10 protein-coding genes are annotated in these 10,584 nt (G+C 71.1%); 6 read left to right on the top strand and 4 right to left on the bottom strand.

What is annotated here, in order from left to right:
- The 3 genes from CR162_RS21105 to CR162_RS21095 all read right to left on the bottom strand — a co-directional run.
- Positions 1 to 806: outer membrane protein (locus tag CR162_RS21105; protein ID WP_099097457.1), on the bottom strand; the 806-nt coding region annotated here is incomplete at its 3' end.
- 302 nt (positions 807 to 1,108) lie between these two features.
- Positions 1,109 to 1,684 carry a DUF924 family protein gene (locus tag CR162_RS21100; protein WP_099097456.1) on the bottom strand — a complete coding sequence of 192 codons (576 nt, stop codon included), beginning with the start codon at positions 1,682 to 1,684 and terminating at the stop codon, positions 1,109 to 1,111.
- Positions 1,681 to 4,602 (bottom strand): FAD-binding and (Fe-S)-binding domain-containing protein, encoded by a 2,922-nt coding sequence (locus tag CR162_RS21095; RefSeq protein ID WP_099097455.1) that lies wholly within the window; start codon positions 4,600 to 4,602, stop codon positions 1,681 to 1,683. The genes CR162_RS21100 and CR162_RS21095 overlap by 4 nt, the downstream gene beginning before the upstream one ends.
- A 230-nt stretch (positions 4,603 to 4,832) precedes the next feature.
- On the opposite strand from CR162_RS21095, the gene CR162_RS21090 reads away from it, so the two are divergent.
- Both CR162_RS21090 and CR162_RS21085 read left to right on the top strand, forming a co-directional pair.
- Positions 4,833 to 6,017 carry a pyridoxal-phosphate-dependent aminotransferase family protein gene (locus CR162_RS21090; protein WP_099097454.1) on the top strand — a complete coding sequence of 395 codons (1,185 nt, stop codon included), beginning with the start codon at positions 4,833 to 4,835 and terminating at the stop codon, positions 6,015 to 6,017.
- A gap of 62 nt (positions 6,018 to 6,079) precedes the next feature.
- Positions 6,080 to 6,523, top strand: a complete 444-nt coding sequence (locus tag CR162_RS21085; RefSeq protein ID WP_099097453.1) for an SRPBCC family protein — start codon at positions 6,080 to 6,082, stop codon at positions 6,521 to 6,523.
- Between the two features lie 36 nt (positions 6,524 to 6,559).
- On the opposite strand, the gene CR162_RS21080 is transcribed toward CR162_RS21085, so the two are convergent.
- On the bottom strand, positions 6,560 to 7,570 hold the full coding sequence (locus tag CR162_RS21080) for an LLM class flavin-dependent oxidoreductase (RefSeq protein ID WP_099097452.1): 1,011 nt from the start codon (positions 7,568 to 7,570) through the stop codon (positions 6,560 to 6,562).
- Between the two features lie 173 nt (positions 7,571 to 7,743).
- Here CR162_RS21080 and CR162_RS21075 point away from each other — a divergent pair, with 173 nt between their 5' ends.
- The 4 genes from CR162_RS21075 (at position 7,744) to CR162_RS22570 (ending at position 10,432) form a co-directional block, all read left to right on the top strand.
- Positions 7,744 to 8,052: a DUF1244 domain-containing protein gene (locus CR162_RS21075; RefSeq protein ID WP_099097451.1), complete on the top strand. Its 309-nt coding sequence runs from the start codon at positions 7,744 to 7,746 to the stop codon at positions 8,050 to 8,052.
- A gap of 123 nt (positions 8,053 to 8,175) precedes the next feature.
- Complete coding sequence (locus CR162_RS21070; protein ID WP_099097450.1) at positions 8,176 to 8,478, top strand: DUF2312 domain-containing protein; 303 nt, start codon at positions 8,176 to 8,178, stop codon at positions 8,476 to 8,478.
- A 166-nt stretch (positions 8,479 to 8,644) separates the two neighbouring features.
- Entirely contained in the window at positions 8,645 to 10,000 is a 1,356-nt protein-coding gene (locus tag CR162_RS21065) for an MFS transporter (protein ID WP_099097449.1), read from the top strand.
- 294 nt (positions 10,001 to 10,294) lie between these two features.
- On the top strand, positions 10,295 to 10,432 hold the full coding sequence (locus tag CR162_RS22570; RefSeq protein ID WP_176559976.1) for a hypothetical protein: 138 nt from the start codon (positions 10,295 to 10,297) through the stop codon (positions 10,430 to 10,432).
- Positions 10,433 to 10,584: the final 152 nt, after the last annotated feature.

Below are 10,584 nucleotides of genomic sequence, written 5' to 3'. Positions count from 1 at the left end.
AGCATGGCCGAGTGGTTGTGCGCCTGATCGACCTCGTACTTGCCGCGCGAAACGATGCCGCCCGCCGGGTTGCGCACCGAGCCGTCGAACTTGGACTGCAGCGCGCCGGTGTAGCGGTACTCGGCGGTGATGGAGAGACCGGGCACGGAGGTGATCGGGAAGGCCAGGCCGGCGATGCCCTGATAGGCGAACTGCCCGGCCGTGTCGTCGATCTGCACGCTGTTGGCGCCGGCGGGCAGGCGGGTGCCGCTGGCCTCCAGATCCGTCCACATGTAGCCGACGCCGCCGCCGATATAGGGCACCACGGCCACCGGCATGTTGGGGAACCAGCGCGGAAGCTGGAAGTCGTAGAAGACGTTGGCCATCACGGCGTATTGCTGCATGTCGCCGTCGATGTTGCGGAAGGCGACGCCCGGCGCGCCGCCCGCGCGGTTCTGGAAGCCGCCCAGACGGTCGACATTGTTGTAGCGGTAGCTGCCCTCGATCTCGGTGCGGAGGCCGTTGCCGAAGCCGTAGCCGATCGACAGGGCGCCCATGAAGCCTTCCTCGAAGCCGAGCTTGCCCTGCCGGTTGCCCGAGGTGTTGTCGAAGTAGGCGGCGTTGCCGCCGAGGGCGGTGATGCCGCGCGCATCGGAGTGGTTCCAGCCGGCGCCGGCGCCGATATAGACGCCGGAAACAGGCTCGGCCGCGGCAGTCGGCAGCCAGCTCATCGGCGAGTACCAGGGGGAGGAGGACGAGCCCTGGGCGAGCGCCGCGCCGGGGGTGGCAAGGACGGTGGCGGCGAGAAGCAGGCGGCGTAGCGTCATGGTGTTATTCCTTGGCAACCCATTGAGCGGGCACAGGAAGAACCAGGGTTGCACGCCACGGTTTCGGTACGTTTCCACAATGAAATAGGGTTGTGGCAAATCTGTCACAAACCTTGCCCGCTGCCCCTTCTCGCGGGCTGAGCAAGGTTCATCCGCAGGAATTCACGGATTCAGGGACGCTGGCCGCAGGGCCAGGGCGCTCCCTGCCTTGCCGGAGAGGCAAGGGAAGGGCGAGCGGCCGCAGGGGCGCACAACCTTGTGACATCGCCGCCGGGAACCTTCAGCCTGGTCCCGGCGCACCCTCAGAAACCCGCGCCCGGCTGCGCCAGATAGGCGGCCTCGGCAGGGGTGTTCTCCCGCCCCAACGCCGCGTTGCGATGGGGAAAGCGGCCGAAGCGTCGGATCACCGCCCAGTGCCGCCAGGCGTAGTCGATGACGCCGCCGGGCTGGCGGGCCTCCCCGTGGTCTCGCAGCCCCTCGAACAGGGTGACGGAGAGCGCCTGGTCGGCCATCTCCTCCGAATGCTCGAAGGGAAGGTAGAGGAAGCCCCGCTGCACCGGGTGGAGCGCGAGGTCGTGCCGGCGCTCCAGCACGGCACGGCGGGCGATGGCGCGGGCATGGGCATCGCTGGCGAAGGCTTCCGGCGTGCCGCGGAACAGGTTGCGTGGGAACTGGTCCAGCAGGATCGTCAGGGCGAGGGCGCCTTCCGGGGTTTCGGCCCAGCCATCCAGCGCGCCGTCCCGCGCCGGTGCCACCGCCCCGCCGAAGCGGGCACGGATGGCCGCGTCGAAGTCGTCGTCACGTTGGAACCAGCGGCGGCGGAACAGCCCCGGCTCGCCCTCGAACCAGAAGTCGAGAACCTCCTGCGGCGCCGTCATGCCGGGCGCACCGCGCGGGCCAGGACCTGGATCGAGTGCAGCGCCTCGCGCCCCGAGAGGTCGCGGATCTGGTGGCGGCAGGAGGTGCCGTCCGCCACGATCAGGTCCTCGTCCGGGGCGGCGCGCACCGCCGGGATCAGGGAAAGTTCCGCCATCGCCTTGCTGACCTCCAGGTTCTTCGCCTCGTAGCCGAAGCTGCCCGCCATGCCGCAGCAGGAGGAGGCGATGGGCGTCACCTCCAGCCCCGGGATGCGGCGCAGCGTCTTCACCGCCGCCGGAAAGGCGCCGAACGCCTTCTGGTGGCAATGGCCGTGGATATGGGCGCGGCTGGCCTGGACGCCATGGAGCGGCAGCGGAGCATCCTCCTTCGCCAGGAACTCGGTGGCGAGGAAGGCACGCTCGGACAGGCGCCGCGAAGCCTCGCCGGGCAGGAGGGAGATGAACTCGTCGCGCAGCGTGGTCAGGCAGGAGGGCTCCAGCCCCACCACCGGCGCGTCGGTGTGGGAGAGGGCCTCCAGCGTGCGGCGCGCCTCCTCCCGCGCGCGGTCCACCATGCCGGCGGCGAGATAGGTGCGGCCGCAGCAGAGCGGGCGGCCCTCCTCCCGCGCCTGCGCCGGGCGAACGCGATAGCCGGCATGGCCCAGCACCGCCACCGCGTCGCGCAGCACATCGGGCTCGTAGTAGCGGTTGAAGGTGTCGGCAAAGAGCAGCACCTCCTGCCTGGGGCCGGCCGTCACCGCCTCGCGGTCGCGGAACACGTCGCGGCGGAACTTCGGCAGGCTCCGCCCGGCGGCGAGGCCCAGCATCCGCTCCGACAGGCCGGCGAGGCCGGGGATGGTGTCACGCGCATTGGCCACCTCCGGCAGCCGCGCCGCCCAGGGCGCCCAGCGCGGCAGCTCGGCGATGATGCGGTCCTTCAGCTTCACGCCATGCTTCCGCGCGCGGGCGTGCTGGGCCTCGATCTTCATCTTCGCCATGTCGACGCCGGTCGGGCATTCGCGCTTGCAGCCCTTGCAGGAGACGCAAAGGGAGAGCGCCTCGGCCACCTCGTCGCCGGCCAGGGCGTCGGGGCCGAGCTGGCCGGTCAGCGCCAGGCGCAGCGTGTTGGCGCGGCCGCGCGTCAGGTGCTGCTCCTCCCGCGTCACGCGGAAGGAAGGGCACATGACGTTGGCATCGAACTTCCGGCAGGTGCCGTTGTTGTTGCACATCTCGACGGCGCCGAGGAAACCCTTCTGCGGGCCGGGCCAGGCGGACCAGTCCAGCGCCGGCTGCACGGCGGGGTCGGCGGCATAGTCCGGCGGGTAGCGGAACAGGCTACGGTCATCCATGCGCGGGGCACGGACGACACGGCCGGGGTTGAGCAGCCCGTCGGGGTCGAAGCTGTCCTTCACCGCCTCGAAGGCGCGGACGATGCGGGCGCCGAACATCGGCTCGTGGAACTCGGAGCGGACGATGCCGTCGCCGTGCTCGCCCGAATGGCTGCCCTTGTACTCGCGCACCAGGGCGAAGCATTCCTCGGCGATGGCGCGCATCTTCGCGACGTCGCCGCCATCCTTCATGTTCAGCACCGGCCGCACATGCAGGCAGCCGACGGAGGCATGGGCGTACCAGGTGCCCTTGGTGCCGTGGCGCTCGAACACCGCGTTGAGCCGCTCCGTGTAGTCGGCGAGGTCGGGCAGGTCGACGGCGGTGTCCTCGATGAAGGAGACAGGCTTCCCGTCGCCCTTCATGCTCATCATGATGTTGAGCCCCGCCTCGCGCACCTCGGCGATGGCGGCCTGGAAGCCGGCATCGGTGGCGCGCACCACCGCGCCGGGATAGCCGAGGTCGCCCATCATCTCCTCGAGCCGGGCGATGTCGCGCAGCAGCGCCGCGTCGTCGTCGCCGTGGAACTCGACGATCAGCAGGCTGTCCGGCTCGCCGATCAGCATCTGCTCGATGGTGGCGCGGTAGATCGGGATGGAGCGGCCGAGGTCGATCATGGTGCGGTCCACCAGCTCGACCGCCTCCGGGTTCAGCGTGACGAGGTGCTGGCTGGCCGCCATGGCGGCGCGGAAGGTGGGGAACTGGCAGATGCCCAGCGCCTTGCGCGGCTTGACCGGCCACAGCTTCAAATCCAGCGAGGCGGAGAAGGCCAGCGTGCCCTCGCTGCCCACCAGCAGCCGCGCCAGGTTGCCGCGCCCCTCGGCGCGGGCGGCCGGCGTCAGCGCCTCGATGTTGTAGCCGCCGACGCGGCGGAGCTGGCGCGGGAAGCGCGCGGCGATCTCCTCCGCCTCGCGCGCGCCGAGCGCCCGCAGCGACTGCACCAGCGCGGCCACGCCGGCGGGCACCTCGCCGCCAAGGTTGTCCGGCACCTCGCCAAAGGTGAAGCGCTCGCCGCTGGCCAGCAGCGCGTCGATGGCCAGCACGTTGTCGGCCATCAGCCCGTATCGGATGGACTTGCTGCCGCAGGAATTGTTGCCCGCCATGCCGCCGATGGTGCAGCGTGCCCAGGTGGAGGGATCGACAGGGAAGAACTTCTTCCGGCTCTTCAGCGCGTCGTTCAGCGCGCCGAGGGCGATGCCCGGCTCCACCCGGGCAATGCCCGCCGCCTCGTCCACCTCCAGCACGCGGCGCAGGTGCTTCGTGCAGTCGATCACCAGGGCGCGGTTGACGGTCTGGCCGCACTGGCTGGTGCCGCCGCCGCGCGGCAGCACGGGCACGCCGGCCTCGCGGCAGATCGCCATGGCCGCCTGCACGTCGGCGACGCTGCGCGGCACGAGCACGCCGATCGGCTCCACTTGGTAGATGCTGGCATCGGTGGCGTAGCGGCCGCGGTCGGCGGGCGCGAACCTCACCTCGCCCTCGGTTTCGCGCTTCAGCCGCGCCGCCAGGGCCGGGTCGCCGGGGCGGACCTTGGAGTGGTGGATGGCGTTCATTCGGCGTTCCCCGACTGGCGGTGCTGGGCGTGGCGCCTGCGGAGCGGGCCACGCCGGAATCCCAAGCTGGCGACCGGAGCCGCCCTGTCCAGCATCTCCCTAGCGCGGCCGGCGCGTCCTGTCCGATCTATAATGCTCATCAATCCCACGAGCCGAACTCATTGGCGCCGGACATGGGCCGACCCGTAAGAGACAGCGCATCAGCACCCTACGCGGGGAAGGAAACGATCATGGCCTATTTCCAGTCCAAGCCCACCGCCGGCCGGCACTTCCTGCAGATCCCGGGGCCGAGCAACGTGCCCGACCGCGTGCTGCGCGCCATGGACAACCCGACCATGGACCACCGGGGGCCGGATTTCGGGCTGTTCGGCAAGCAGGTGCTGGAGAAGGTCAAGCAGGTCTTCAAGACCACCCAGCCGGTGATCATCTACCCGGCCTCCGGCACCGGGGCGTGGGAGGCGGCGCTGGTCAACACCCTCTCGCCCGGCGACACGGTGCTGATGTGCGAGACGGGCCAGTTCGCCTTCCTGTGGCGCGAGATGGCCGAGCGCCTGGGCCTCAAGCCCGAGCTGATCCAGACCGACTGGCGCCGCGCGGCCGACGTGCCCGGCATCGAGGCCCGGCTGCGCGCCGACACGGCGCATGCCATCAAGGCCGTCTGCGTCGTTCACAACGAGACCAGCACCGGCTGCACCTCGCGCATCGCCGAGGTGCGGGCGGCGATGGACGCCACCGGCCACCCGGCGCTGCTGCTGGTGGACACCATCTCCTCCCTGGGTTCCATGGACTACCGCCATGACGAGTGGGGCGTGGACGTCACCGTCTCGGGCAGCCAGAAGGGGCTGATGCTGCCGCCCGGCCTGTCCTTCAACGCCGTCTCCGAGAAGGCGCTGAAGGCCAGCGAGAGCGCGAGGCTGCCGCGTTCCTTCTGGGACTGGAAGCCGATGATCGCTTCCAACGCCACCGGCTACTTCCCCTACACGCCCGCCACCAACATGCTCTACGCGCTGGACACGGCGCTGGACCTGCTGCTGGCCGAGGGGCTGGACAACGTCTTCGCCCGGCACGACCGCCACGCCGAGGCCACCCGCCGCGCCGTGCGCGCCTGGGGGCTGGAGGTGCAATGCGAGGACCCGCGCCACTATTCCTCCGTGCTGACGGCGGTGCGCGTGCCGGAAGGGCATTCCGCCAATGCGCTGCGCGCCGCCATCCTGGAGAAGTTCAACATGTCCCTCGGCAATGGCCTCGGGCGGCTGAACGACCGGGTGTTCCGCATCGGCCACCTGGGCGACTTCAACGACCTGGCGCTGATGGGCACGCTGTCGGGGGTGGAGATGGGGCTGCGCGTCGCCGGCGTGCCGCACCAGGATGGCGGGGTGAAGGCCGCCATGGACTACCTGTCCGGCAACGCCTGAGGCGGGGAAGCGGGGGCGCGGTCATCCGGCAACCGCGCCCGGGCGGCGGTGTTCATCACGCTATGCAACAGAGCATCACCATCAGCCGTCCCGCCGCCGAGGTCCTCGCCTATGTGGCGGATCTCGACCATTGGCGGGAATGGCTGCCCCAGCTCCGGCGGGAAGAGACCGACCGGCCGGAAGGCGATCTGGCGCTGGACCGTGCGGCGGGAACCGTCCGCTGGGAGTTCTCGCCCAGCGGCGAATGGCGGGTGGAGGGCGAGGGCAAGGTGGCGCGCCTCACGCTCCGCCTCGATGCCGAGACCGCCACGCCCAACGACCCGACCGAGCGCCAGACCCCGCACGACGCCCTGGCCAGCGGGATGGAGGCGGCGCTGCAAAGCCTGAAATCCCATCTGGAGCGCGCGGAGGGGGGAGATCCCGTCCTCCACACGGCCGGCGCGCCGCAGCGGGCCTATGGCCAGAGCACGGGCGAGGACACCGACCAGGTCAGCGGCAGCCCCTGAACGGGGGCTGCTTGCTGCCGTCCTCGAGGCCTGACCTCAGACCGCTTCCGGTTGCCTCACCAGCCCGCGGCAGATCTCGGCGCCGATGGTGAAGGAACGCAGCCGCGCCGCATGGTCGTAGATCTGGCCGGTCAGCATCAGCTCGTCCACGCCGGTCTTCTCGACGAACTCGGCGATCTGCCGCCGCACCGTCTCCGGCGAGCCCACCGCCGAGCAGGACAGGCTCTGGCCGACGCCCGCGTGGCGGGCCTCGTTCTGCAGGGCGGCCACGTCCTCGGCCGGCGGCGGCAGCTTGCCCGGCGTGCCCCGGCGCAGGCTCAGGAACTGCTGCTGCAGCGAGGTGAACAGGCGCTCGCCCTCGGCATCGGTGTCGGCCGCGAAGATGTTCATGGCCGCCATGGAATAGGGACGGTCGAGCTGGGCGGAAGGGCGGAAGCCCTCGCGGTAGATCTCCAGCGCCTGCATCATCGCCTGCGGCGCGAAGTGCGAGGCGAAGGCGAAGGGCAGCCCCAGCGCCGCGGCGAGCTGCGCGCTGTAGAGGCTGGAGCCCAGCAGCCAGATCGGGATCTCCATCCCGCCGCCCGGCACGGCCTGCACCGGCTGGCCCGGCTGCACGGGCGCGAACCATTGCTGCAGCTCCACCACGTCCTGCGGGAAGCTGTCCACGTCCCCCGCCAGGTTGCGGCGCAGCGCCCGCGCCGTGCGCATGTCCGTGCCCGGCGCGCGGCCGAGGCCGAGGTCGATGCGGCCGGGAAAGAGGGCGTTCAGCGTGCCGAACTGCTCGGCGATCACCAGCGGCGCGTGGTTGGGCAGCATCACGCCGCCCGAGCCCACCCGGATGGTGGAGGTGCCCGCCGCCACATGGCCGATCACCACGGCGGTGGCGGCGCTGGCGATGCCGGGCATGTTGTGGTGCTCGGCCAGCCAGAAGCGGTGGTAGCCCAGCCGCTCGGCGTGCTGCGCCAGATCGCGGGCATTGTGGAAGGCGTGGGAGGCCTCCTCGCCCTGCTTGATGGGCGCGAGGTCGAGGACGGAATAGCGGATCATTCGGGAACTCCCCAGGCGGTTGGCCGGGATGGCAGGAACCCCGCTGGGCGGGGCGGTCGCCGGGGATATGGGACCCGGGCGGCGCATCGTCAGGGGGGGCGCCTTGGCAGGAGGGTGGTTCCGACCCCACCTTGGCCCCCGACCCCACCTTTCCCCAGAAGGAGACCAGCCCCATGTCCACCGAGATCGACCCCGCCACCCGCACCGAACTGGAGGCCGCCGCCTTCCGCCGCCTCGTCGAGCATCTGCGCGAGCGAAGCGACGTGCAGAACATCGACCTGATGAACCTGGCCGGCTTCTGCCGCAACTGCCTCAGCCGTTGGTACCGCGAGGCGGCCGAGGCGCGCGGCATCGCCCTGCCGGACGCGGAGGCGCGCGAGACCGTCTACGGCATGCCCTACAAGGAGTGGCAGGCGAAGCACCAGAAGGAGGCCTCGGCCGAGCAGAAGGCCCGCTTCGCCGCCCAGAACCCGGGCCACTGAGGAGGGCGCCCACCCCGCCTCGTCGGCCCTTCGGCATTTGCCCGGCCCTGGCGGCGCGGCTATACCCGCGCCCCTCCGGCGCCGCCTTCGGGCGCCGGTTCTGGTCCGTTTCTGGAGACGATGATGAGCGATTTCGACGCGCAGGAGGCCCAGGCCAGCCGCGAGCGCCAGGAAGCCGATTCCGAGGCGGAAGTGGGCGGCATCGCCGCCGACCGGCTGCGCTCGATCATCGAGCGGGTGGAACGGCTGGAGGAGGAGCGCAAGGCGCTCGCCGACGACATCAAGGACATCTTCGCCGAGGCCAAGTCGGCCGGCTTCGAGGTGAAGGTGATCAAGCAGATCCTGCGCATCCGCAAGCAGGAGCCGGCCGAGGTGGAGGAGCAGGAGACGCTGCTCGACCTGTACCGCCGCGCCCTCGGCATGTGACCGGCCGCCGCGGCCGCCGCCCTCCGCGCGGCGCGCCCGGGCGTGCAACCGTGGCCCCGCGCCGCCTTTAGAGGGCCAGGCGTGGCCTTTCCGGCCACGCTGGCGGTATCCGTAGCGGGCCGCCCCCAGCCGGGCCTTCCGGCCCCTGCAAGCTGCGGAGCTTCCCTTGCCTTCCTCGCTCGTCAGCACCCTGGCCACCGTCTTCGCCCTGCTGTTCGGCTATGCGCTGCTGCAGATTGGCAACACTCTCCAATCCTCTCTGCTGGCCGTGCGCGGCGGGCTGGAGGGCTTCACCGCCACCGAGATCGGCCTGGTGGGCAGCGGCTTCTATGTGGGGCTGATGCTGGGCTCGCTGCGCGGCGGAAGGCTGGTGCGGATGGTGGGGCACACCCGGGCCTTCGCGGCGCTCGCCGCCGTGGCCTCCATGGCGCCGCTGCTGCACCTGCTGGTGATGGACCCCTGGGTCTGGCCGGTGACGCGGGCGCTGACCGGCTTCTGCTTCGCCGGGCTGTTCATCGTGGTGGAGAGCTGGCTGAACGGCGCCGCCTCATCCTCCGTGCGCGGCCAGATCCTCAGCATCTACGGCATGACCGGCATGATCGCGGGCGTGGCCGGCCAGATGCTGCTGACCGCCGCCGCGCCGGGCGGCTTCGTGCTGTTCTGCGTCATCTCGATGATCATCTCCTTCGCCCTGGTGCCGGTGGTGCTGTCCCGCGCCCAGGCCCCGGCGCAAACCGAGGGCGACGCGGCGCTCGATCTCGGCCGGCTCTACGGCCAGTCCCCCTTCGGCGTGGTGGCGGCCTTCCTCAGCGGCATCAGCACCGGCGCCTACTACACGCTGGGCCCGCTTTTCGCGCAGCGGCTGGGGCTCGACGCGGCGGCGGTGGCGGTGTTCATGGCCTGCGGCTCGCTGGGGGGCTTCGCCGCCACCTGGCCGATGGGCTGGCTGTCCGACCGCATCGACCGGCGCGGGCTGATCGTGGGGCTCGCCCTGCTGGCCAGCGCGGCGCTGCTGTCCATGGTGCTGCTGGTGCCGGAGGACCCGCCGCGCTGGCTGGCCTACAGCCTGGTGGCGCTGTTCGGCGCCATGGTGATCCCCGGCTACAGCCTGATCCTGGCGCATGTGAACGACCATGTGCAGCCCGGCGAGTTCGCCGCCGCCTCGGGTGGCCTGCTGATCCTGTGGGGCGCCGGCTCGGCGCTGGGGCCGATCATCGGTGGCACGGCCATGTCCATGCTGGGCAATCCGGGCCTTGGTTGGCTGATCCTCGCGGCGCAGCTGCTCATCGCCCTGTGGGGGCTGTACCGCATGCGCCAGCGCGCCGCGCCGGAGGTCAAGGAGGACTTCCTGGTGATGCCCGTGCAGCCTGTCAGCACCGAGTTGGTGGCGGTGGCGCAGGAGGCGGCGGTGGAGCGCGAGGAGGTGGCGGCGCAGGAGGCCGCCGCCGAGGACGCCGCCGCGGAGAAGGCGGCCGATGCCGCCCTGCTGGCTGGCGTGGGCGAGCCGCACCCGGGCCGCTAGAGCGGGCCTGGATCAGGCTGGCCGGAGGCTGGCGGGAGGGCTTGAACCCGGCCATGCGGCACCCCAGATGGTGCCTAGGCGGAAACCGCGCGGCGCATGCATCCATGCCGGCCCTCTGGGCCATGCCGGTTTCCTTCCCGCGCAAGCCGCTTCAACAATGCCCTGCAACCCCTTGGGCTCTGTGGCGTTCAGGCCGCGCGACGCCGCGTGGCCATGGTGGCCGCGCCGGCTTTCAAACTCCAGAACCAAGCCATGGCGGCGCAGACCCGCGCCGCCTCAAAGGATCGGACTACCTTGAATACGCATACCATCGAGCCCCGCATGCAGACCGTGACGGAGGCCCTGAAGGCCCCGCTGGCCGTGCGGAACGGCTCCTCCTCAGGCCTTTCCCAGGCCGAGATCCGCCGCCTCGTGATGGAAACCATCGGCTAAGGCGGCGCCCGCGGCCGGCACCGCCGGCCGCGGCATCAGCGATAAAGCTGTTCCACCACCGCCGCGTGGTCCTTCAGGACGGCGCGGCGCTTGACCTTCATGGTCGGCGTGAGGTGGCCGTTCTCCACGGTGAAGGGCGCCACGCTGGCGGG

It is taken from the genome of Teichococcus rhizosphaerae (genome assembly GCF_002631185.1).
GTDB classification, from domain to species: Bacteria; Pseudomonadota; Alphaproteobacteria; order Acetobacterales; family Acetobacteraceae; genus Pseudoroseomonas; species Pseudoroseomonas rhizosphaerae.
Note: the sequence above shows the minus strand (reverse complement) of the source record. Positions and strands in the feature narration are given on the sequence as shown.

Coding starts and splice junctions, on each gene's coding strand:
- CR162_RS21100 (WP_099097456.1), bottom strand. CDS start 1,684: ATGACGGCGCCGCAGGAGGTTCTCGACTTCTGGTTCGAGGGCGAGCCG.
- CR162_RS21095 (WP_099097455.1), bottom strand. CDS start 4,602: ATGAACGCCATCCACCACTCCAAGGTCCGCCCCGGCGACCCGGCCCTG.
- CR162_RS21090 (WP_099097454.1), top strand. CDS start 4,833: ATGGCCTATTTCCAGTCCAAGCCCACCGCCGGCCGGCACTTCCTGCAG.
- CR162_RS21085 (WP_099097453.1), top strand. CDS start 6,080: ATGCAACAGAGCATCACCATCAGCCGTCCCGCCGCCGAGGTCCTCGCC.
- CR162_RS21080 (WP_099097452.1), bottom strand. CDS start 7,570: ATGATCCGCTATTCCGTCCTCGACCTCGCGCCCATCAAGCAGGGCGAG.
- CR162_RS21075 (WP_099097451.1), top strand. CDS start 7,744: ATGTCCACCGAGATCGACCCCGCCACCCGCACCGAACTGGAGGCCGCC.
- CR162_RS21070 (WP_099097450.1), top strand. CDS start 8,176: ATGAGCGATTTCGACGCGCAGGAGGCCCAGGCCAGCCGCGAGCGCCAG.